Source organism: Congregibacter brevis (assembly GCF_045689245.1).
GTDB classification, from domain to species: domain Bacteria; phylum Pseudomonadota; class Gammaproteobacteria; order Pseudomonadales; family Halieaceae; genus Congregibacter; species Congregibacter brevis.
In genome coordinates this window covers 852,004-875,773 of sequence record NZ_CP136865.1, presented here as the reverse complement: position 1 = coordinate 875,773, position 23,770 = coordinate 852,004, and the positions used below count along the sequence as shown (strand labels likewise).

Below are 23,770 nucleotides of genomic sequence, written 5' to 3'. Positions count from 1 at the left end.
CCAGCTAAACTAGCTCAGAGGCCTATTGCCTCGGGAGGCATATCACTGTTCTTATCGTACCAATCCAGTTGCTCTGTAAGGTCTTCGCGGATCACAGCGATCACCTCTGTGAAGCGTGGGTCATCGCGCAAGGAATCAAAAACACTGGAGTAATTAAGACCAAAAGAATAAAAACGCCAGCCGGAGGCAACCGTGGCCTCTAAACGATCCAGCGCTTCATCGCTGCGACCGAGTAACGCCAAAAACTGCACGTCCTCGACACCAGCAACGTATCCCGAAGCCTGCAACTTACGACGCCGCTCCATGTAACTAAGCCCAGCTTCGCTGAGCACCGCAGCTTTTTCTTCCTCTCCCAGGCCATAGTAGGCCTGAGCAAGACTTGTCGCAGCCCAGATCGTTTGATCACTCAACGTGGGACTACTCGAAAAAAGTCCTTTTTCGCTGCTCTCCAAAATGTCTATGGCGTCTTGCCACTGCTTTGCCTCTACGAACCAATCGGCTAGCTGATATCGGCGGTACCAAAAACTTGGGTTACTCGCGACGGCCTCACGCAGATTTTGCACACCAAGCTCAACGTCATCAGTCAGTGTCGCTAGGTAGTGCGTCGCCTCTACATCTCCGGGGTAACGGCGCAGATAGTCTTGAGCACACTCGAGGGCTCGCTCTTCTGCCCATAACTGCACGAGATTCAAGCAGTGGGACCAACCGCTTTCAGCCGCTTCACCATTCATCATGGATGCGTGCTCATGCCAATAGGCACCTTTCCCGATGTCTCCCAATTGCATGTACCAGCGACCGAGCAGGTCGTAATTTGAGGGAACACTAGGATTACGCTCTATGGCCTCTTTGACCGTCGCCATTGCTTCCTCAGCTCTACTGACAGACCACAATGCATTGGCTAAGTTGGTTTTGTAGCGGTTCTCCTGCGGATCTAATTCAATTGCTTTTCGAAGCTGAACCAAAGCATCGTCGAGCTTTCCCTGCAACCTGTAAAACCATGCATAAGTCGCATAGGCATCGGCGTAACTCGGCCGCAGCTCCAATGCTCGTTGAAGCGCAGTTTCGGCTTCGGGAAACCGCTTTTGAAAAACTAACAGCTCCGCAGAAACACCGTGTGCCTCGGCAAGCAGCGGGTCTAAATCCAATGCTTGCGCGACCACGTCGGTCGCTGTCGCAAAACCTGTCGCACGCTTGTCCATAGGCGTGGCAAGCAAAGTTGCTTGAGCTAAATACGCATAGGCCAAGGCGTAGTTAGGGTCTAGTTCTGTGGCCTCACGAAACAAAGACTCCGCACCGACGAACCCTGGGATCGTGCGCAAAGAAAGCTCTTGCTTGCCCAGTATAAACTTCTCATACGCCGCAAGGTTGGGTCGATAACCCTGCTCAACGATATGTACACCACCAGTATTGAGAATTTCGGTGGTCAAGGCTGTGGCGACTTCTCGCGCTATTTCGTCTTGAATCGCAAAAACAGAATCGATGGCACGATCGTAATAGCCTGACCACACTTCTGTGCCGCTTCGGGCGTCGATCAATCGGGCGATAATTCGGACCTGCTCACCAGCTTTCTGCACGCTGCCCTCAAGCACATGAGCGACCACCAGGGCCGTTGCTATTTCTTGGATACTGAGATCTTTTCCTTTGAAGGCAAAGCTTGAGGTACGAGCGGTTACCGTTAACTCACCAATTTGCGAAAGCACGTGCATTACCGTGTCGCTAATGCCGTCGCCCAGAAACCCCTGGTCCTGTGTCTGGGAGATATCAGCAAAGGGGAGCACGGCGATGGAATTTGGAGCAAGCTCGAGCAACGGTGCGCTAGATTCTTTGACTTGCTCCGACTGCTGCGCGATGGGCAATAAACCCCACAGTGCGGCAGCGCTAATGCCCACAAGACTGCAAATAACGAGATAATCAATCGCCCGCAGAGATTCTGGGGGAGTGTCTTCCACATGCTCTGCTCGCGTGCGGACGATACCGTGCTCGCCAATGTCGTAGCGCCAGCTCAATACCATCGCCACAGGAAATCCCAGCATCAGCAAATACAGCAGCGCGGTCATGCTCCAGGCTGGAAGCCCTGCCGGTTCGACAATAACGTCGCCAACCTGAAGAACACCCCAGGCGATCAGCAGGTAATAACCGGCCCCGCGAAATACACGGCGCTTTCTCAATTCGCGAAGAACTCTGATCACGAGTCGTACCACCTCTTACTCAATGCAGTAACCACAATGCGCTGCGCAAACCTAAACCTCGCAGCACTGGTTCGCAGGCTGGCTTGATGACGTCGAAGCTATATGATGATACAGGATGAACGTGGGTTTTTACGCTCTCCATCAAATGGCAAGCGTGAATACAGGGGGCGCTCATCTCTTGACGAACCCTTATCACTACAGCCATAAAGAAACCAAAAGTGCGTGGAGAACAGACAATGAGTGACTGGAACTTTGCAGACATATGGGAAGTTGCCGCTGATGAACTGGCCGAAGCAACATGTCTCATCCACGGAGAGACACGGCGTTCATGGCGGGAGTTCGACAAACGCGCTGATGCTCTAGCGCAATTCTTTATTGATGCCGGTTTAGAACGTCAGCAGGCGGTTGCCCAGTACCTTTACAACGGTAACGAGTATCTGGAGTCGATGTACGCGGCCTTTAAGGGTGCGTACGTACCGGTGAACACTAACTATCGCTATACCGCCGATGAACTCCTGTATCTCTGGGACAATGCGGACGCGGGAGCAGTTGTGTTCCACGGAGTGTTCGCAGCGACCATAGACGCCATCCGCGCGCGTCTTCCAAAAGTTCGCGTGTGGCTATTTGTTGACGATGGCAGCGTACCTCGCCCCGAATGGGCGAGCGACTACGAAGCCGTCGCCAACAAGAACTGCGAGCGAGTCGTTCCAAGCTGGGGACGCAGTGGTGATGATCTCAACTTTCTCTATACCGGCGGCACTACCGGCATGCCCAAAGGCGTGATGTGGCGACAAGACGATCTTGCCGTCAAGCTTACATCCACTCTGGGAAGCCCTCTTCAGGATGAAGGTAGCGTCGAGGATCTGCGCGGCAGCTTTACCTCGCCCGGCACACGCTTTCTCCCCGCCTGTCCGCAAATGCACGGTACGGGAAACTTCCCCGGACTCAGCACGCTTTGCGGTGGAGGCAGCATCGTCACTCTAACAGACCGCCACTTTAACCCCGCCGAACTCCTCGATACGATCGAAAGGGAACAAGTAGAATCGCTGGCCATGGTTGGCGATGCCTTCGCCAAGCCTATCCTTCGCGCCCTAGACAGTGAACCCGGACGCTGGAATCTAGCGTCGCTCCAGGCAATTGTTTCCTCCGGAGTTATGTGGAGCCAAGAGAGCAAAGAGCGATTGCTTGCCCATCACCCAGGCATGATGCTGATGGATGCCTTTTCATCCTCTGAAGCCCTAGGCATGGGATCATCCATCTCGGCGGCGGGCGCTGCAGCAAGCACCGCGCGCTTCGAAATGAGCCCCGAGACAATTGTCATCGATGACAGCAACCAAGCCATCGAAGCTGGCAGCGACAAGGTAGGACGCATCGCTGTGGGTGGCCGCCAGCCTCTGGGTTACTACAAAGATCCAGAAAAAAGCGCACGCACCTTTCTGGATATCGATGGCCAGCGCTACTCCTGCCCCGGCGACTTTGCCATGGTCGACGCCGATGGCCGCATTATTCTCCTGGGAAGAGGATCAGTCTGTATCAACAGTGGTGGCGAAAAGATCTTCCCCGAAGAAGTAGAAGAAGCGATGAAGACGCATCCCAACGTTGTGGACGCAGTTGCCGTGGGCGTGCCCGATGAGACTTACGGAGAGTCAGTGGTTGGTGTGATCGAAGCACAACCGGGAACATCTCTGGACAGTGCAAGCCTCATCGCTCACGTAAGAAAGACTCTGGCGGCTTACAAAGCACCTCGACATATCGTACCGATCGATAGCATTGGCCGCGCCGCCAATGGCAAGGTCGACTACAAGCGACTTCGTGGAGTGGCTAGCGCAGCGTTGGGTAGAGACTGAGCTTCACAAATGCTCTCGCGTAACGCCCCAGGCTTTCTCTAACGCGAGGTCACGTACTAACAACCCGCTGCTGACTAGTTAGCAACGGCTGCTGGCGCGCTTTGGTTTTTTTGCCACCAGATTAAGGTAAACGCTAACATCAAAATTAGCGGTATGCATGCCAGCAAGAGGTTTTGCCAGCCCAGCCAGTGCAGTACTGCCCCCGCGGACAGAGCGGCAGTGGCTTGAAACCCAAACACCAGCATTTCATTGAAACCCTGTGCTTTGAAGCGTTCAGCGGGAGCGTAAGTCAGCGGTAATAACGTCGTCCCGGCCAGGAACAAAAAATTCCAGCCTACGCCCAGCAATACAAGCGCAGTCCAATAGTTGAGGATGGCGCTACCCATTAAGGCCAGGATGACTGTCATTGCATAGGCCAGCAGCCCGGCCATTATTACTCGAGCAGCCCCCCACCGACTGATCAGCCAACCGCTAAAAAACGACGGCAGGAACATGGCCAGAACATGACTCTGAATCACCAGCTTGGTGTGGTCCAAGCTGTGGCCCTCGTACACATGCATGTGCACTGGCGTAGCGGTCATGATAAAGCTCATCAAACCATAGCCACCGACAGCAGCGACAATGGCCATGATAAGCGTGGGGTTGCGAACCATCTCGCGCAAGGAACGAACATCACCCGATATCTCGCTTGCCTGCGCTTTGGACGATGGAGTAAACAAAAAAAGTAGAGTGCATACGCCACAGATCCCAGCCATCAGCAAAAACGTGCCGACAAATTCAGCGCCGATCAAGTCTCTGCCGCTGGTTGCCAGCTCGGGCCCGATAATCGCTGCCGCTAATCCGCCGAGTAACACCGTAGACGCCGCCTTGGGCATCAAGTCGGTGGATACTGCCTCCATCGCGGCAAAACGCAGTTGCTGAATACCCGCCAAGGCACAGCCAAAACCCAATGCAGAAGTGCAAAACAAAGCAAAGCTGAGGTCACTCGCCGCCTTCGCCGCCAATAAAGACGCAAACACCGCTACGATGGTCACCACCACGAATATAGGTCTACGACCAAAACGGCGCATGAGTCGAGTTATTGGAAGTACGCTTAGCGCAGTGCCCGTTATCATCACCGCAACAGGCAAGGTCGCGTAGGCGGGCTCAGGAGCCAGTGATGCACCCAGCACACCGCCCACGATCACCATCATGCTGCCAACGCTTACAGCGAGCGATTGGATTAGCGTGTATAGCCATACCACTCTGGGGAGCGAACTGATTGTCATTTTGATTCCGGACTGCCAAAGGATGAACTATACCGTGGCTTGCACCTAGGCCTTAATTCAGATTCTTACCCCGGTCTTCTTACTCCGACGTTTTCTTCGGGGTGAAAAGTGCGATCGCGAGTTCACCCGCAGGGTGTTGCCCACCTAAGCGGAGTCACCGTTTTCGGTGTGCTTAGCTCAACGCCTGCCGCGGCCAGCTCATCACGTGCGACTCGCTGTAGAGCCACAACTTGAGTTTGGGAGAGCCCGAGCTCGAAGGCCGCGCACTCTCCATCTCCTAACGCCAGCGGGTCTACACCCGTCACGTTGCCGAACACTACAAGCGCCTCAAGGTAATAACCGTAAGTACTGCCGTGATAATGATCCCAGGTCCAGAGATCTACCTTGTCTACATCAATGCCGTCGTAAGGGTTGCCATCAGCCACGCCCGTGCGCACCGCGCGATTAAAGGCTTTGCCAACGGGGTTTACGGCTGTAACACCGGGTACCACAGCTGCAAGTTGCTCATAGCCTTCGTTTACGTCGAGACCCATTTTCTCGATACCCTTGCCAGACCAGGGAGAGCCTGATCGATAAGTGAGGTCAGGCCTCGACCACGTGGCCGTGACATAAAACTTTACTTGCGGGTTAGCGCCTTGCAGTAGTGTGGCGAGTTCGCGACCTGTCGCTACGAGTCTTGTGGGATCACCCGGGGCATTGGCATCAAGCGTACTGTAGCTATGCGCTACCGCCACATCCCAAGCTTTAGAGGTTAGCTCTGCTCTCTTTTCGCGAAGATGAAAAGCAAAGTCAGAGCCGGGGTGCGTCTCTAAAGACACATTCCAGGACAGTCCCGCTTGTTCCGAAAACGCTTTGAACAAAGCAGGCACACCACCGACACCTTGACCATTGAGATCCGTTACCGTGTCGGCCCCCCAGAACCAGGCCGCGGAGCCGTAACCGAAGGTAAAGCTGTTTCCGATGAAGACTATGCTCTTATTCTGTGCTGCAGCCGGAAAGGCGCTACAGAGAAGTAACAGAACAATGGCTACAAAGTTTCGATTCATGTGTGGCTCCGACTAGAAGACGTATTTAGGGGTCGCACCGACTTAAGTATCCGCCGGCATCATGTTGCGGAGTTGTTTCTTGGCTTCCGCCATGCGGCCCATCATCTTGGAAGCCTTTACCTCGCCGTAAGCATCGCGGGATGTTTGCTCAGCCGCTTCGATGGCGCGGATCATATCGGACGCCGCTTTAGTGCGAGCCGCGGAGTCCGTGCTTCCAACTTCACCAATCCAGATGGGCTCGCTGTGAGCGAAAGGACGCGGGTGCATCATTGGCCAAGGGTCTTCCAGCGGCTGCTCGCTGTAAACCCGCGCCGCGACCCATCCCGCCTCTGGGAGAACGAGTTCACCCGTAATGGTTTTGCTCTGCCCAGCCGAAACACCAGAAAGCCTCTGCACAATGTCGCCGTTAACAACAATCTCAACCCTCTCTACGTCTATAGTGCTTGCAACAAAAGCCGACCATCCCACTGTCCCTGACCGAGTAACATCACCGGGCTTACTGCCATCGTCTAATTCAAAGACAATCGCCGGGCCAGTGCTGACAAAGCCGCGACTCGCCGTTGCCGAGTTAAACGTCGTAACAAAGTCCGCGCTTTGCGAATCCACAGGCACGTAATTTCGGCCAGTGCCAACAGCTGGCGTTCGATAAAAATCCACCCAGGCATCCGTTCCTGACATTGCAGGGACAGAGCGCCCAACATTTAGCAGTCGATACCAAAGTTGCGAAGTCCCCAAGGGGCTAGACCAACCAATCACTGCCTCGAGGCCGAAGTTTTCCTCCAGCACTGCATCGGACACGAGCTCAATAGGTAAACCGTCCAGTTGATCAGGCAAAAATGGATCTGCATCCGATGACGTGGGGTGAACATAGATGGGAAAGAGTCCTTGTCCGCGAGCGTAGTCAAAAACCATGCCGTTACTGAGATTAGGATCACCCAAGGTGGGATTATGCGGCCCGAAGAACCAGGGTTCGAAGGGCTGCTGTACGCCAACAAGACCGATGTGACCATGAAAATGAGACCGCACCTCCTGTCCCTGACTGACCACAAAGCCTTCGCTCTCGGTTTGAGTGCCTAGCAACTCGCGGTCGATCTTCCGGTCCCAGCGGTTCCAAGACATGGGTGCCATGTGATGCAGGCTCTCGCCTTTTTGTAGACGCAGAGCATGTTCATGAGTAGCGCGATGATGGCCGTCACCGTTCAAATGATTGTGGTAATCCGCCGCTATATAACCCGCCTCTTTGGCATCCCAGACTGGCTCGAGGAGCAGGGGGGTCTCTGCCTTCTCATTAGCGCGAACTCTAACCGTTTGCTGCACAAGCGGTGTCATCGGGCCATTGGTCGCGGTGATCTCGTAGGTGCCAACAGGAAGAGTGAGATCTTGCTCACCGATGCTGTAAAAGTAATTTCGCCCAGACTGGGGGTCAAAGTACGTCGCATCCGAAGGACTAGCTACCGGGTGTCCATCGCCATCAACGATGGAAACCCGAGCAGCGACAGTATCACCTAAGGCGTTTTGCGGCACGATAGTAAGCTGCCCCGTCTTCTTACCGTAGTCCCATGACCTTATCCGCACAGACTCAACCGGGCCACCGTAAGTGGCGATTCTTTTGAGATGAAATTGTCGCTGTGCGTCCGCCTCTACAAAATAAATGGACGTCCCATCTGCACTGAACGCGGGAGTTAGCGCATAAGCTTGGCCAAAAGTGAGCTGCTTGCGTACTTCAGGCCGATCCAAATCCTTGGTCCACAGGTGATAGTCGTTTTCCAGCGGCGCAGAGAATACGACCAGACGCTCCACAGGATGCACATCCGCCGTCAGGTGGTAGCTAAGAGTTTCGGCGTGGGCGACCGTGTCTGTACCCTCTATAAAGTTACGAAGACGAAGCTGTCGCTGAGCGCCGTTACCGTCGAGATACAAGATGCTGTCACTTCCGGGAAGTCTTCGGGCGTTACGCTCTGCCTGACGCAAAGCGGTGACCTGCTCACTCGTGCTCGCCGCAATGTGATGGCGCCAGATATCCAGAGAACCACTCTGACCGGATGTGTAATACAGGTGTTCACCGTCTGCGGAGAATTCGGGATCCACATCAATCGCCTTCGTGTCGATGACTATCTCCTCGCGACTCTCAACATCCATGATCACGATCGAGGTATCGGCCCCTGTGTCACGAACAAAAGCCAGCTGTTGGCCATCTGCAGACCAGCGCGGCCGTGAATCAACGTCACGACCCTCGGTCAGCCGCCTTGCAACGCCGGAGTCGATCTCAAGAAGCCAAAGCCAGCCCTGAGCTGCGAACGCGATCGAGCGCCCGTCTGGTGATGGAGCAGGATCGACTGGGCCGTGGGACAAGATCGGAAGCTCGTGCTGCTCCAAATAAATCTGATGGCCAAAGTCATCAAGCTTTGGGTATCGGTTGGTGAACTGAGCCTGAGCTGTTGATGCGCACAGTAGCGCAAGCATCAAAAACGCCAGACCTCGGTTGATTTTTCCAGACATCAGTTATGTCTCCAACGTTTAACAGCGGTTATCAAAGGGTGGTCTTATCATTGACCGATAGGAAAACCATTCGAAATCGAGGGGTAACAAGGATGAGACTATACATCGACTCCAAAAACGGAGGCGAAGGCCCTTAGGAGTAGCAAGGCAATTGCACTTAATATAGGGGTACTCTCATGACCACCTTAAAGATAGGCGCAACTAAATCCTGGACTCAGTAATCGGACAAGCCGTAGCCAAACTTAAACAGAGCATGGTCTGCATCGGCCTCCAAGGGTAAGTCTTCGTAGCGCCTTGGCCAGGCATAAGGCAATTTTCCCGTCGGCTTGAAGCCGCCCACCGCATATAACACATCGGCTACGCCGGCACCTTCTGAGCCAGGCAGCCAGGCGGCAATAAAGGCGTCGCTAACATTCAGTTCATTCTGGATCAGCAACGCACGACCAGAAATCAATACAACAACGATCTGCTTTTCGTACGCTTTACATGCCGCTATCAGCGCTTTTTGTTCATCGCTCAACGACAGCGCATCTGAATCACCAAGCCCCTCTGCATACGGCTCCTCACCGACTACCAGAACCACCTTGCTGGCTCGCATATCTGCGTGGCAGCCCTCTTCGGCGTACTCAACTTCCGGTGCCATCGATCTGATGCCATCCAAGATGGTGGTGGCCCCGCGATAGCTTTCGCTCTGACCCTGCCAGTGAATCGACCAGCCTCCACTTTGTAGGCCGCTGTTATGGGCGTGCTTACCTACAACGGCAACGGGCTCGTCTTGGATCAATGGCAGAACATCATTGCTGTTCTTCAATAGGACAAGGGATTCCCTGACCGCCTGCCGTGCCACGTCACGATGACTCTGCGACCCCACCAACTCGGAGAATTCCCTTTTACTAAACGGATCGGAAAACAAGCCAAGATCAAATTTCATTTTTAGAATTCTACTCACGGCATCGTCGATTCGACTCATGGGCACTGTTTCATCAATAACAGAAGCCGTCAGACGGCTCATAAATTCATCGTGGTTGCCAGGCTGCATGGCAATGTCGACACCGGCGTTGATAACTGTGTGCGGTTCACCCCAGCGCAGTCCACCATCCCAATCAGTCAAAACCACCCCTTCGAAACCCAATTCAGCCTTAAGTACCTCACTCACCAGATAGCCGTTCTGGTGCATGTTGACTCCGTTAAAGGCGTTAAAACCCACCATAATGGAAGCCACACCCTCATCGACCGCAGCAATGTAAGGAGGGAGATACTCCTCACGCATCTCTTCTTCGGTCATGTTTGCATTACCGCCCTCAATGCCACCGTCAGTCGCGCCATCACCAATGAAGTGTTTTGCGGTCGCGGCAATGGTTTCCCGCCGCCAAAGCCCTTCGCCCTGGTATCCGCGGACGGAGGCGATTGCAGCTGCGGTGGTGAGGTCTCGATCTTCGCTGAAGCCCTCGTAAACGCGGCCCCAGTGCTCATGTTTTGGCATCGCGATGCACGGAGAAAAAGTCCAGTTAAAACCCGTGCCAGCTACTTCAAGAGCCGTAATTTGCGCAGACCTTTGGATTAGCTCCAGGTTTCGGCTTGCCGCCAGTCCAATGTTATGCGGGAAGATCACCGCGCCCTCAAAGCTGTTATGCCCATGAACTGCATCTACACCAATCAGTAACGGAATGCCGAGGCGTGTCTGCAATGCACTGGCCTGAAACTCATTGAACTTGGCTATCCAATCGAGAGGGCTTGGTCCTGGCGTCGGCCCTTCGGTATGGATAATCGAACCGATTCCCTTGTCTCTAATAATCTCGGGGGACACATTGTTATGCCACACAGACTGTGTGATCTGTCCGATTTTTTCGTCCAGTGTCATTGCCGCGACCAACGCGGCAACGCGCTCATCCCGTGTCGCGTACTGACAGATATCGAACTGTTGCGAACCCCAGCGACAGATTAGTGGAGGGACAGAGACACCTGGAATGCCTGCGGCGCTGTCCGCGGGAATGTCCGAGGTTCCTTGGAGTGCCGCGCATCCTCCAATGATCGAAGCTGCAGCAAATAGAGTTCCTAATCCGCTAAGCGAACGGTATATGCCGATGACTCGCGGAAAAGGCGTCAACGCCACGTTTTAGACGTCTTGGCTATCGACGTTATCCTTGCCACGACCATATTCACAAATCCTTCACGAGGCTTTCGTGTTTCACCCAATCTACTTCCATTACCCAAGGGCCGGTCATAGGTCCTGGTTGTATCTTGGCGAAGTTGAGAATAGCGAAAAGGGGCTCAGGGAATAGATCACCCTTATCATCGACGCGATACACCTCTGCACCGTCGAGACGGAAGATGATGTCGTTACCGAGCCATTCCACAGCGTATTCGTGGTAATCCTCCATGTTGGCCTCCTGAACTAGCATAGCGCTCTGCCAGTCCCCGCCATCGCAGTACCCGCGGTTCTCGATGATGCGCGCTGCATAGTGATCGGGGCCACCGTCACCGTGATGCTCGAAAATATCGATTTCGCCGGACCCTTCCATGGGCCAGCACACATTTTCGTCGTCCTCTTCGATGGGGGGTTCGTTGTTTAATGCCCCGAGCAGCCACCAAGCCGGAAACATGCCTCTCTGACCGCTATTCGGTACTCGCAAGCGCGCGGTCCAGCGACCTTTCACAAATTCCCTGCGGTTTTTGGAGGAGATTCGACCGGCTACGAAGGCCGTATCTGGATGCTTCTCACCGTTTTTACTCATATTGCCGCAAGGCTGCGGTTCGCCAAGATCTACGACACGAAGTTTAAGACTGCCGTCATTGACCTCTCGCGTGTTATGCAGTCCGTCGCGGACATAACAGTGATCTTCACCGTTGACCCACACGATCTGGTCCCGCCAATTTGCCTCGTCAAAAGTATCAAAGTCATCAAAGAAGTCGATGGCCCACTGGGGATCGCTGACGTTTGTTTCAGTCCAGCCGATTCCAGTTTGTAGTATGAGAATTAGGCTCATGAGAAGGGTAAACGTGTGTTTATGCACCGTGACGCTCGCTATCGTTTTCACATTGAGAAAAGCATAGCGCGGGATTAACGTCGCTCAATAATATTGCGCCGAAACGGACTGCCGTTAGGGCCAGCGGGGCATCTTGCACAGAGATCGCCGGCGGCGGTGGATACTCAACATCCGTTCGCAAGGACAATTTTGATTTCAGCGGCCACGGGGGAATGCTGCGATACGCGTTCGCAGGATCAGCGTCTTCTGTTTGGCAAAAAATCGGCCTTGGTCAGAGTCTTGGCCACCGCTTCACGATACGGCTCTAATCCCCGCGGCTGTACTCAGGGGTACGGCGCGCTCTCCAGCTGCTCCAACATCGGCCTTGCAATAGTGATCTATAAAAGCCTGGTGACTGGGTAGCTGACTAACGGTTCGCTGCACTGAAGCCTCGGCACCGTGCATAAACTTTTGCAGCTCCTCGGAGCTCATCTCATCGACAATGGTATGGTATTGCTTGGGCATCAGGCCCTGCCCCATCATCACTTGAATCCAAGAATTCTCTACAAACAAATCGTTCGGGGACTTAAAAACCCTTCCAGTTTCTTTGAACAGGTCGATTCGATGCTGCAGAGAATCTGGGATACTCATATTTTTACAGTGACGCCAGAAACGAGTGTCTTCACGATTCGTCACATGGTAGTGAAGAATAATGAAGTCTCGAATGTTCTCGGTATCTGCCTCCATTTGAGTATTGAATTCCCGAACCTCTGATTCGTGAATTCCTGCAAATGGGAAGTTCTGGATAAGGCGCGTCACCGCCTTTTGAATTAAATGAATACTAGTCGATTCCAATGGCTCTATAAATCCGCTTGCGAGTCCCATGGCGACGCAGTTTTTGTTCCAGTGCTTGCGACGTTGGCCCGTTCGAAACTTGATTACACGAGGATCAGTAATCGTTTCACCTTCAACGTTGTTAAGAATCGTTTGGATTGCATCGTCATCAGACAAATAGCGACTGCAAAACACCAAGCCGTTGCCGACACGTGATTGAAGCGGTATTCGCCATTGCCATCCCGCGTCGCGAGCAATGGAGCGGGTGTAGGGTACCGGCGGCCCCACAGACCGTGTCTGCACAGCGACAGCACTGTCACAAGGCAGCCAATGGCTCCAGTCGTCGTAACCTGTGTGTAAGGTTTGCTCGATAAGTAGTCCACGAAAACCAGTGCAATCAATGAAAAGGTCCCCTTCGATACACTGCCCCGAAGCAAGAGTTACCGACTCGATAAAGCCGGTGTTTTCGTTTGTCGCAACACTTTCTATTTTCCCTTCCTGGCGCGTGGCGCCGTTTTCTTCAGCGACTTTGCGCAAGAGAGCTGCATAGCGCCCCGCATCGATATGGTAAGCATAGTTAAGTGCGCCATTCTTCAAAACCGCGAACTTGTCCTGCTGGGCAGCAATGAGTTCCGCGCAGTAGACATCATAGTCCTTGCTGATACCCTCCTCGCGGCCCCGTAGCCAGAAATGCAGAAAGTTAGCAGCCCAACAGTCTTTGCCGGTATATCCGAAAGAATGGATGTAATCCTCATTGACGTTCCGCCAATTTTCGAAGGAGATGCCTAGCTTGAAGGTACCGTGTACGGCCTTCATAAACTCTTTTTCGTCCATATCAAGCAATTGGTGCAACAGTATCAGCGGTGGGATAGTCGCCTCACCTACGCCAACGGTCGGAATCTCATCCGACTCGATCAGGGTGACTTCGATATTGTTACCAATAAGTTTGGACAACGACGCAGCGGCCATCCACCCCGCCGTGCCTCCTCCAGCGACAACCACCTTTTTTATGGTCTTATTCATCTTGGCTAACCTTTGTTACTTAACTTCCGATTGTCTATGACGGCCTTTCGCGGCTCAGCTATCTATTGAGTGCATTTAGCAACTCAGCGCGTAACGCTCGAGATCTGTTCTCATCCATAGGTCCATGCATGCCGAGACCAGCATCAGGAATATGCGCAATCGCTTCATCTGGCGCTCCGAAGATATAGTAGTCGAAAATATCCCTCCACACCTGACGCTGTTCTATAGGCAGGCTTCGCACAGTCAGCATGGCGTGCTTAAGCACATTCATTGGTGTCCCCATATAAGCTGGCGTACTACGCCACCAATAGTTCAGTAACACATTGAGGTCATCAAGACCCTCAACGTGATGCCACCACATACTGGGTATAAACAAGGCGTCCCCAGGCTCCAACACCACCTCCTGCGCAACTTCCATTGCTTTGGAAAACCTGGGAAAACGCTCTAGGTCAGGTTCCAAAAGGTCGACCAGACTCACCGGCTGCCCCGCTGGCGTCATATCCCAAGGCCCGACATACAAGTTCTCTAATTGCTCTGGAGGAAACAACGTAAAGCGGCGGCGTCCTGCTACACAGCAGGCGAGATTATTGGGGAAATCGAAATGTGCAGAAACCACCACCCGGTTACCGAGCCACAAACTGGCCAAGGGTTTCGCCAAACTTGGCGTGAGTGTGTTCTCTGCGGCTACGCCGGGGAACCAATGCTCCAGTAAACTTGAGCCAACATACAACGTCGGCGGCTCGTCCTGATCAGCATAGGATTCGATACCCGAAAGAAACTCCTGCAATTGCATATGCGAGCGGTGGAAATTAAACCCCTTAAAACTCTCATCGTAAGCAATGCGTCCTTTGGTAGCAGCAGAGCCAGATGACGTTATCAGCGGTGCACCGCTGTAGCAGCGCAGAAGGTATTCACCAAGATTCTGCCTTGATTGCTTTCCATACTGCACGATGGGCCAATCCCCGACCAAGCCTCGAATTACCTGTGGTGCACTAAGCGTTTGGAGGAACTCGCAAAGATCATCCACATCGGCCACGCTAGACTCAGGAATATCAACACCCCCGGGAACCAAGCGTTGACGCAGAGCCTCAGCCAAGGCTTGTGCCCTCGTTGGGTAGTAATGCATTGCGGCGATCAATCATCGCGCGAAAATGCGAATGAGAGGCCATGATCATATATATCGACTGCAGATGTCCGGACCGATGCAGGACGCCGACAACGGTCTCGTCTAACTCGTTCAAGCGGTCTTCGTTAATGGTGTACAAGCCCAGAAGCTGGCGCTCAGCACCATCATTCAAAGTGATACTCATTGACACACTTTCGATAAGATCGTTATCAGTCAGTGCCTTAACAAACGGTGGGTTCATCTCAAGACCCAGCTGAATGTCCTCCAGTAGAGCTGTAAGATTCTCAAGGTAGGGTGAAGACCCCCCATGCTCCAGGAACAAAGGCTGACCGTCCTCTGCAGAAGTTAGCAGTGGGCTATCCATGTTGATAGTAATGACCGCCTGACGCCCATCAGGACTCTCGGGGTTGGATTGATACCCAATAAGAAACGGTCCGCGGAGAACACTCATGGGAACGTAAGGTGGCTCCCAGCCATCGTCGTTAAGAAAGAGGTTCTCACCCTTTTCGAAGCCCAAAAGAATAATGGGGAAAAACTGGCCAGTACTTGCATCCTTCTGAAAGAATATTGGGTAATAGGCCTGAGCGCGCCGCAATTCCAAGGGAAAGGTAACGACATACTGTACGGCATCACCGGTGTCCGCATTGCGCTGCGTTCGAATGCGAACATCGCGATGTTCCACATTATTAAGCATTTCATATCTAGGCATCAGGTACTCCAATCAACGCACGACTTACACGCGCGATAGTCCATAGCGGTTGATCTTATCAATCAACTCCCGGTTCGCCGGCAGTCCAGTAAGCATTTTCTGCGTCTCTCGAGCATTCTCTTTAAACAGCGTTTGCGCACGCCTACTTGCCAACGGATCTGATTCCATCAAGCTACTTTGATCGCCTGAGTGAAAATCCATGCCATAAAGCACGTACTGGTAACTGGCAGTGGAGAATAACTCATCGACCTGCGCCTGATCGCCATGCCATGGACAGTGATACCTCCATAGTACAAGCGAGTCACGCAAGCGAGATGGGATAGATTTGGCTTCGCGGTGATCGCGCCAATAGCCTGAATCGTTTCTTTCACTCAACACGTAGTGGAGTTTCAGGAACTCGATGATTCGCTCCCAATGACCGCTGAAACGCACATTGAATCGATCTGCAACAATATCCATTACCCTGCGATCAGGCGGCATCAACTCCCCAAGCATTTTCGCGGATAACTCTATCATCACCAATGCCGACGCTTCTAAAGGCTCCACAAACCCAGCTGAGAGACCAATGGCGACGCAGTTTCGATGCCAGAATTTTTCCCGGTAACCCGGTCGGAAGCTTATCTTGCGCGGCGTGCAGCTCTTACTGAAATCCAAGTTGGATGTCTTTGCAAGATAGGCGCGTAACGCATGCTCGGCCTGCTCGTCACTAGTATATTTGCTGGAGTAGGTATAGCCCGTGCCCCGACGAGTCGGCAGCGCAATATCCCAAATCCATCCAGCTTCCTGAGCAGTGGATATCGTCGCCGCAGCCACAGGCTCAGAACCATCTGACCGCGGAACCTGTACTGCAAGGGCGCTGTCATTGAACAGCACCTCAGACATATCGTGAAATCCAACCTCGTAATGCTCACCCAGCAACAATGAGCGCATGCCGGTGCAGTCTACAAACAGGTCACCAGTAACTATGCGGCCGCTAGAGGTACGAAGCCCAGAGATATCTCCGGATTCATCATTTTCAATGGCGTCAACGTTTTCCAGGAGATGTTCCACTCCCAGAGTCTCTACACAATGCCTCTGAAGGAGCTCAGCAAATTTTCCTGCGTCCAAATGGTATCCGTAGTTCAGATTACTCGCATATTCAGGCGTCACAATCTGTTTGGGACCCAAAGCCTGCTCGCAGACCTTGGCTTGCGGCGAAACTGCATCACAAAAAGAGACCTGCTCACGCACGGCCTGCCAATGCTTTGCCAGATTGATATCCGAAAAGCCTCGGGGCGGCGTAAACGGATGGTAGTAGCTCTCCGAGCCGCCCTTCAGCCAACCGACAAAATGGGTACCCTGCTTGAAGCTCGCATCGCAGGCATTGAGGAAATCAGTCTCGGAAATACCCATACGAATGAGGCTACTGCGCATCGTCGGCCAGGTGCCCTCACCAACACCTATGGGACTCACATCTGGCGACTCGACCAAACATACGCGGGCCGAGGAGCCACCGCGACGAATCTCCGCCGCAAGAAGTCCAGCTGTGAGCCATCCCGCGCTGCCGCCGCCAACTATGACAACTGTTTGGATGGCCTTGGCCATGGCTTTTCCTGTCGTTGAGTAATAAGCACCCTAGTATAGAAAAACCGCCACTACCAATGCAGTGGCGGTTTCAAAACAAGCGGTGAAAACCGCTTAACTAACCCCGTCGTTTAGAAATTGGCGCGAAATCCCAGTGCCCAGCGCGCACCAGTCTGCCCGGCTTGCAGTACATCTAAAGGCGATCGGCCTCGCTCCCGGAAAGTCTCGTCCGTTACATTCACACCTTCAAAGAAAGCGATGTATTGATCTTCACCGCCAAAGCGATAACTCGCCCGAACATCCCACTGTCCGTACTCTTCTGTATACCGCGGCTGCGCACCAAAAGAGTCCGTTCCAATACCTCCAAGAAACTCGTCACGCCAGTTGTATGCCAGTCGGACCTCAATGCCGTTTTTGTCGTAGAAGCCAACAAAGTTGGCAGAGTCACTCAGACCTAACAAGGCGAACTGAGCTTCTTCTTCTGGTCGTATGAGATTGTTGTAGCCCACGTCTCCGTCGACAACGGTGTAGTTAACAATTACGCCAAAGCCCGTATCCCAAAATGCATGCTGGATAGCGAATTCCCAACCGTCAATTGACGCCTCTTCCTGATTCGCGGGAACCTGCACTCTGAAGCCCATGGGATTGTTGCCCGGCCCTCCGGTGATAATCTGGTTTGCCACATCTACCGTAGGATCATTCGGGAAGTTGTTAAAGATGTATTGCCTCACTTCGTCGGCAGTACTGGCGCCTGCTGCTCGGGCCTGATCAGCCAGGCCGCCTACCGTGGGATCACCCAAATCAGGGAATAACTCAACACCGGTATTAAAGGAGTTGCCGAGGAAGTTCTCTACGTCTTTCTGGAAATAGCCAATGGCGACGTAACTTGTCTCGCCGTAGTACCACTCCAAAGAAAGGTCGAAGTTAGTCGACTCCAGAGGCAACAAACCCGGATCTCCGGAGAAGCCGTCACAGCCTCCGCCGGGCACGCAGCCACCCACGGTTAGACCCCCTTGAATATCATCGTAGCCAGGGCGAGACATAGTCTCACTCCAGGATGCCCGGAATAACACGTCCTGCATGAACTCAATATTGAAGTCTATGTTGGGTAAGAAGTTGTCATAAGAGCCCGTTAAGCTCGTGAAATCCTGCACCGCCACACCGTTAGCATCTACACGGGTAACTGCGATCAGTTCGTTCGCAGTAATCCAGTCGAACCGATCGACAACAGGCACCAGGGCCTGAGACGCCACATCCGTATCTTCGTAGCGAACGCCAAGGTTCAGATTGACCGGCATGTCGCCCCACTCAAGATCAAAATCTACTTGAAGATAGGCGGCAGTTTGTTCTTCTTGGGTGCGTTGATCCCGCGTCCAAGCGGTCGATGGACAGAACCCGTCGCCACAATCTCCAGGAATGGTGCTGGGGTTGCTAACGGTGACGCCTTGCGCTTCCAGCTCTCGAGCCCGGTCAATCAAAGCATTCGTATCCCAAGTGAACAACTGCGTAAAACGGCGGTCATCGCCAGAGTTACCAAAGTCATCGAACCAATCCGCCATGGATGCGGGCGACAGAAGATCAGAAATATCTCCCGGCGCGCCGACTCCACCCCAGGTATCGCGTTGGGTCGTAGCGGACTGAGAGGTGTTATCCACCTCTGTAGTTTGAACACCAAAGTTAATCGTCGTGAAGTCGTTGAAATCAAACTTGCCGGCAATCTTGGCTTGTTCGATATTCATCTCGTTTTGTTCGTTGGTAAACACACTGCCACCGATCAGCATATCGTCTGGCTGCAAAGGTCGGTCATCCAGCAGAGTCAACGCCATGATGGGAAGATCGGAGGCAAAGAAGCCGCTCGCAGAGGTACGTCGCGCTGAAGTGATAGCAAGCGACATGGAGCTACCAAACGGACCATTAGGGCCGCGCTCAGCAGAAGAGTCGTGATAATCAAACTCCAGTGACAGTCTGTCAGACACATCCCAGACGGCGTTAAAACCTACAGAGAGATTTTCTGACTTGCTCGAGTCGACACCGACACCCATGGGGTTATCTGACGGGTTGCCATAGAACTCAGTGTATTCAATAGGCCCAGCAACTGGACCGTCGGTCCACTCCGATTGAACGCCGGCGGTGTTCGGCGGGAGGCTAAACCAAGCCGAGTAGTCATTGAAAGAGCGCTCTATCTCCTGAGTTGAGTAAATCACGTCCAACGTTGTAGTGATCGATTCGGTGGGCGCCCATTGAAGGGTAAGGTTGCCGTTGATGCGCTCCCGCTCGAAGCTCTCTCGGACATACTGAAGTTGCTGAGGTAATGAATAAAGCTCTGAGTTTTCTGTTGTTCTGTTGATCTGATTAGCGTCAGCAGGGAGTCCCGGCCAAACGTCAGCACCCAAAGTAGGCTGCCCGGCCCAACTACAGCAAGAATCATCGCCGCGAAGGGGAATCCAGCCACGTACCTTCGCTGAGTCAACGCCTTGGTTTCGCTCCTGAAAACTACCCGCTAAGGAAATCCCAAAGGTGCCGTCAGCAAATGTCTGAGCGAACAAACCGGACAGTTCCGGTGTCAGGTCATCTCCGTTAACCGAATCTGCGGAGGTGTCGTGGACCGCCTTGCCGCCGATCGTGAAGATGCGATCCTCGCGCATTTCCAAAGGACGCTGCGTCTTGATGTTAATGGTAGAGCCGATACCACCCGTAGGCAGCTCTGCTCGACTAGTCTTGTACACCTCGACCCCAGCCACACCCTCTGATGCAATATCTGCAAAATCAAAGGAACGAGAGAGATTCTGGTGCGTCGGCATCTGGCGACCATTCACCGTCACCAAGTTGTATTGCGGCCCGAAACCCCGGACGGTGACTTTACTACCCTCACCTCGGGTTCGATCAATAGAAACGCCCGTAATTCTTTGCAGTGACTCGGCGAGGTTCGTATCGGGCATAGCGCCAATGTCTTCCGCCGAAATGGCATCCACAACGCCTTCGGAATAACGCTTAATGTCGGCAGAGGCCTCGAGACTGGCCCTGATGCCAACTACGACGACCTCTTCTAGAACGCCGGAATTTTGCTCCTGCGCCATTACCGCCGCTGGTATCAGTAGAGTACTGCCGACTGCCATGGCAACGGCGGTTGCAAGCGGATTTTTTCTGAGCGTGTTGTTAGCCATAGAGAAGCCCTTAGCTTTATGGGTTCGCGAAGTGATGTAGATTGCTGTGATTTACAGATGGTTTGCCCCGTCGTGAAGACCATCGGACGGCGAAGCTAAACCAAGAATACTGACGTGCACTAATGTCTAGCTCTTTTAGGCTAGCCATGTGACTCGTATGCAGAACTGTTGATGCTCTACTCATTTATTGTAATTTTTAACTACCTATTATCGTTATTTGGAGTCCGGAGATAAGCGTCTATGCCACGCCTCCGCCTCTTTTTTTCTTTGCTTAAACAGCTGCTAGCGCAACACCTTATTTGCGACCGCGTACTCACGGCACCCATCAACAGACGGATCTTGCAATCTTTAAGCAGTACAACGTTAACCGTGCGCCGGCGCTGCTTTCCATGCGTTTACGCTGAATGGGACTCAGAAAGCGTCAAGAGGGATCAAAAAAGAAGCAGCCTGCTCAAGCCAGTCGACTCATATTGCAGAGACTTCCGCTATCCCCCGCGCATCAACACTTAGCTATTCAGCCGATCGGCGACCTCTTTTCTCAGTTGCTCGATGGTCTGAGCATCCAGCTCACCCAGACATCCCCGGACGTGCTCAGGGATATGCGAGACACTGTCTTGCCCCGCATCAAAGACGTAATGCTCCATCAACGTGCGCCAAGCTTCCCGCTGCTCTGGCGGAAGCGATCTAATAGATAGCACTGCATGCAAAAGCGCTCCAAAAGGTGAATCGACAATTTCCGGTCTCTTCAGCCACCAATAGTTAACCAACATGTTACAAACCGACAGCGCCTTGACGTGGTGCCACCACATGCTAGGTATAAAAATCGCATCACCTGGCTCCAGCACGGCGGTCTGCGCATTCTCCAGAGCAATAGCGAAACGGGGGAACCGCTGAAAATCAGGCTCATCGAAATCGACGAGACTGATAGGCTGCCCTGACGGCGTCCTATCAATTGGCCCCACGTACAAATTGCTTACCTGATCAGTGGGAAACAATGTGAAACGTCGTCGACCGGCGACAACGCACGCCAGATTGCAGGGGAAATCATAATGCGCCGCGACAGTAGTGCGGTTGCCAAGCCAAAAATTGATGAGTGGGTCACCGGGTATTGCAAGGGAATTTGCTTCCAAAAACCCGGGCAACCAGCCCTCAACAGGAGTTGATCCCACATAGACAGACATATCGGCATCGCCACCCGGTTTGTTCAGCTCCTTGAACCTCTCCATAAGTCCTTCGAGAGGAGCACTGCCCTTCTTAAAATTGAACCCGTTGAAAGCCTCGTTGTATCCGAACCGGCCCTTTGTTTCCGGTGCCGCCACATAAGCTGTGACGGGTCTGTCATTCCAGAACTTCGACAGATAGGATCCTAATTCTTCAAATGAGGCCTCGGCTGGTTGAACAGCTGGCCAGCTGCTGACGAGGCCGCGTAAAATTAGAGGCTGGGTGCGCTCAAGCACAGCAGACGAAATAGCGTCAGGAGTGACGCCCTCAGTTGACTCGATCGCAGCTAACTTATCGAAGATCATAACTACGCTACCGCCTCTTTACCCGTAAGGATTGCTCCCACATTGTAATTATGGAAATCCATAGCTCAGCAGTGGGAGCCAACACTAGGTGTAACGTCCGTTTTTATGAAGTACGGGAAAGAAAGCCGGTATATTGGTGATCACGCCTGTCGCTTCTATTTTCTATTCGACCCCGTCGAATATCTGCAGGCCATAGCCGAGAGGGAACCGCGGTTCGCAGGATGGATCGTTCACCGATGCGGCGTCCTTGGGCCAAGCAAACGATAGGCGTCCCTGAAATTCGAAATTCCCAAATAGCATGTCTGAAACGCCCTCGCCTTCCGATCCTGGTAGCCAGGCCGCGATAAACGCATTGCTTGCGGCAAGTTCAGGGGCAACGGGCAATGGGCGCCCCGATAAGAGGACGGTAACAACGGGAATACCTTTTTTCGCGATACTACTGATAATAGCCAAGTCCTCTGGATGGGAGACGGCATGCTCCAGGGTTCTACCGTAGGGCTCCAGTACTTTCATTTCCCCGCGAATCTGTGAGCCGGCTTCAACAATCAGGTTTTCACCGGGCCGAACGTCGCCCATGCCCTCGGCGTAGGGCCGTTCTCCTACGACCACTATTGCAACGTCATATTCTGCAGGATTAACGCCCTCAGCTAGAGGTTCTTCACAAAGCACAGCATTATCGGCAAAGGTTCTTATACCCTCCCAGATAGAGCATCCGCCTTCGATGCTTTCGTTGTCTTCTACGCCCTGCCAGGCAATCGTAAAACCCCCACATTGATGGCCGCGATTGTGAGCATTCTTGCCGGCAACCAAAATCCGTGCGTCACGCTTAATGGGAAGGGCGGCGTCTTCATTCTTTAAGAGCACCAGAGATTTTCGAACAGCCTCGCGTGCAATTTGTCGCTGCTCCAAACCACCGAAGCGAGTGTCGTTAGACCAATGTCGTTTTGCGGGACGCGGCTTGTCGAATAAACCGAACGCCATCTTTACTTTCAGGATTCGCCGCACCGCGTCGTCGATCCGACTCAAAGGTACACTGCCTTTTTCAACGTGCGTACGCAGATGGCGTATAAACTGTTGCCAGTCAACGGAAACCATAAACATGTCTATGCCAGCGTTTACTGACATACCGATCGCGTCGTAGTAATTTTTGGAGAGGTAGTCGATTCCGTCCCAATCGGAGATCACAAACCCCTTGAATCCCAGCTCTTCTTTTAACAGTTCGGTAACTAGCTGACGGTGCCCGTGACACTTGTCTCCATTCCAGCTGTTAAACGATGCCATGACAGTAAGCACGCCTGCGTCAATAGCAGGCCGATAGGGTGCGATGTGCGTCGCATGGAGCTCCGCCAAGGTCACAGTCGTCTCGCCCTGATCTATGCCATGCGTGGTTCCACCATCACCAACCCAGTGCTTGGCGCAGGCGATAACACCTTCATCGCCAAGGTCTCCCTGCATGCCGTTTACAAAGGAGGCTGCATAGCTACCAACTATACCGGCATCCTCAGAAAAACTTTCGTAACTACGCCCCCAGTGTATGTTGCGTGCAACGGCAAGGGTCGGCGCAAAAGTCCAATCCACACCCGTTGCTAGAATCTCGCGGGCCGTTGCCCGGGCGATGCGTTCGATCAGATCTGGGTCCCGGGCAGCCCCAAGCCCGATGTTGTGTGGAAACACCGTCGCGCCTCGGACATTACCATTCCCGTGTATGGCATCCACGCCATAGAGCAACGGTATGGCAAGATGCTCATCATCAGCGTCCATCGACGCTTGCCAATAAGCATCATTCATATCGACCCAGTCAGAGGGAGAGTTGTCTCCCGGGCAGGAGCCGCCGCCACTGAGCACAGAGCCGATATGAAACTCTTTGACGTCCTCTGGCGTACAAGCCATTCTTTCAGGCTGAGTCATTTGTCCGATCTTTTGATCAAGACTCATGCATGCTAAAAGTTGTTCGACCTTTTCTAAGCAGCTGGGATCGTCCAGGTATTTGTTCATGGATAGTGTCTCAAA

General features: G+C 53.1%; 14 protein-coding genes and 1 pseudogene. 1 reads left to right on the top strand and 14 read right to left on the bottom strand.

The annotated features are described in order from the left end of the window. Positions 1–14 precede the first annotated feature (14 nt). On the bottom strand, positions 15–2,189 hold the full coding sequence (locus tag R0137_RS03880; RefSeq protein ID WP_407328690.1) for a tetratricopeptide repeat protein: 2,175 nt from the start codon (positions 2,187–2,189) through the stop codon (positions 15–17). Between the two features lie 236 nt (positions 2,190–2,425). Between R0137_RS03880 and R0137_RS03875 the strand changes: the two genes are divergently transcribed. After that, positions 2,426–4,036 (top strand): AMP-binding protein, encoded by a 1,611-nt coding sequence (locus tag R0137_RS03875; protein ID WP_407328688.1) that lies wholly within the window; start codon positions 2,426–2,428, stop codon positions 4,034–4,036. A gap of 74 nt (positions 4,037–4,110) precedes the next feature. Here the strand turns inward: R0137_RS03875 and R0137_RS03870 are convergent, their stop codons facing one another. The 13 genes and pseudogenes from R0137_RS03870 to R0137_RS03810 form a co-directional block, all read right to left on the bottom strand. After that, positions 4,111–5,304, bottom strand: a complete 1,194-nt coding sequence (locus R0137_RS03870; protein ID WP_407328686.1) for an MFS transporter — start codon at positions 5,302–5,304, stop codon at positions 4,111–4,113. Between the two features lie 122 nt (positions 5,305–5,426). Further along, positions 5,427–6,350: a PEP-CTERM sorting domain-containing protein gene (locus R0137_RS03865; protein ID WP_407328685.1), complete on the bottom strand. Its 924-nt coding sequence runs from the start codon at positions 6,348–6,350 to the stop codon at positions 5,427–5,429. Positions 6,351–6,392: 42 nt separating this feature from the next. Next, positions 6,393–8,849, bottom strand: coding sequence for a CehA/McbA family metallohydrolase (locus R0137_RS03860; protein WP_407328683.1), 2,457 nt, complete (start codon positions 8,847–8,849; stop codon positions 6,393–6,395). 214 nt (positions 8,850–9,063) lie between these two features. After that, complete coding sequence (locus tag R0137_RS03855; RefSeq protein WP_407328681.1) at positions 9,064–10,962, bottom strand: glycoside hydrolase family 3 protein; 1,899 nt, start codon at positions 10,960–10,962, stop codon at positions 9,064–9,066. A gap of 46 nt (positions 10,963–11,008) precedes the next feature. Next, on the bottom strand, positions 11,009–11,836 hold the full coding sequence (locus R0137_RS03850) for a family 16 glycosylhydrolase (protein ID WP_407328679.1): 828 nt from the start codon (positions 11,834–11,836) through the stop codon (positions 11,009–11,011). A 291-nt stretch (positions 11,837–12,127) separates the two neighbouring features. Then, complete coding sequence (locus tag R0137_RS03845) at positions 12,128–13,672, bottom strand: tryptophan halogenase family protein (protein ID WP_407328678.1); 1,545 nt, start codon at positions 13,670–13,672, stop codon at positions 12,128–12,130. A 58-nt stretch (positions 13,673–13,730) separates the two neighbouring features. Beyond that, a complete protein-coding gene (locus tag R0137_RS03840; RefSeq protein WP_407328676.1) occupies positions 13,731–14,768 on the bottom strand; it encodes a cupin-like domain-containing protein in 1,038 nt (345 codons plus the stop codon). Then, the gene (locus R0137_RS03835) at positions 14,761–15,507 is read right to left on the bottom strand and encodes a SapC family protein (protein ID WP_407328674.1); all 747 of its coding nucleotides are present in this window, start codon (positions 15,505–15,507) and stop codon (positions 14,761–14,763) included. The genes R0137_RS03840 and R0137_RS03835 overlap by 8 nt, the downstream gene beginning before the upstream one ends. A 24-nt stretch (positions 15,508–15,531) precedes the next feature. Further along, entirely contained in the window at positions 15,532–17,091 is a 1,560-nt protein-coding gene (locus tag R0137_RS03830) for a tryptophan halogenase family protein (protein WP_407328673.1), read from the bottom strand. Between the two features lie 110 nt (positions 17,092–17,201). Beyond that, positions 17,202–20,234 (bottom strand): TonB-dependent receptor, encoded by a 3,033-nt coding sequence (locus tag R0137_RS03825; protein WP_407328672.1) that lies wholly within the window; start codon positions 20,232–20,234, stop codon positions 17,202–17,204. Positions 20,235–20,877: 643 nt separating this feature from the next. Further along, positions 20,878–20,937 carry a hypothetical protein gene (locus tag R0137_RS03820; RefSeq protein ID WP_407329964.1) on the bottom strand — a complete coding sequence of 20 codons (60 nt, stop codon included), beginning with the start codon at positions 20,935–20,937 and terminating at the stop codon, positions 20,878–20,880. A 97-nt stretch (positions 20,938–21,034) separates the two neighbouring features. After that, positions 21,035–21,760, bottom strand: a pseudogene (locus R0137_RS03815) (cupin-like domain-containing protein); the annotation flags it as partial. Between the two features lie 162 nt (positions 21,761–21,922). Then, a complete protein-coding gene (locus R0137_RS03810; protein ID WP_407328670.1) occupies positions 21,923–23,668 on the bottom strand; it encodes a glycoside hydrolase family 3 protein in 1,746 nt (581 codons plus the stop codon). Between the last annotated feature and the right edge of the window lie 102 nt (positions 23,669–23,770).

Excerpts from the sequence above, each read along its gene's own strand:
- R0137_RS03830 (WP_407328673.1), bottom strand. The coding sequence starts at position 17,091 with ATGGCCAAGGCCATCCAAACAGTTGTCATAGTTGGCGGCGGCAGCGCG.
- R0137_RS03845 (WP_407328678.1), bottom strand. The coding sequence starts at position 13,672 with ATGAATAAGACCATAAAAAAGGTGGTTGTCGCTGGAGGAGGCACGGCG.
- R0137_RS03875 (WP_407328688.1), top strand. The coding sequence starts at position 2,426 with ATGAGTGACTGGAACTTTGCAGACATATGGGAAGTTGCCGCTGATGAA.
- R0137_RS03825 (WP_407328672.1), bottom strand. The coding sequence starts at position 20,234 with ATGGCTAACAACACGCTCAGAAAAAATCCGCTTGCAACCGCCGTTGCC.
- R0137_RS03860 (WP_407328683.1), bottom strand. The coding sequence starts at position 8,849 with ATGTCTGGAAAAATCAACCGAGGTCTGGCGTTTTTGATGCTTGCGCTA.
- R0137_RS03865 (WP_407328685.1), bottom strand. The coding sequence starts at position 6,350 with ATGAATCGAAACTTTGTAGCCATTGTTCTGTTACTTCTCTGTAGCGCC.
- R0137_RS03835 (WP_407328674.1), bottom strand. The coding sequence starts at position 15,507 with ATGCCTAGATATGAAATGCTTAATAATGTGGAACATCGCGATGTTCGC.
- R0137_RS03870 (WP_407328686.1), bottom strand. The coding sequence starts at position 5,304 with ATGACAATCAGTTCGCTCCCCAGAGTGGTATGGCTATACACGCTAATC.
- R0137_RS03850 (WP_407328679.1), bottom strand. The coding sequence starts at position 11,836 with ATGAGCCTAATTCTCATACTACAAACTGGAATCGGCTGGACTGAAACA.
- R0137_RS03810 (WP_407328670.1), bottom strand. The coding sequence starts at position 23,668 with ATGACTCAGCCTGAAAGAATGGCTTGTACGCCAGAGGACGTCAAAGAG.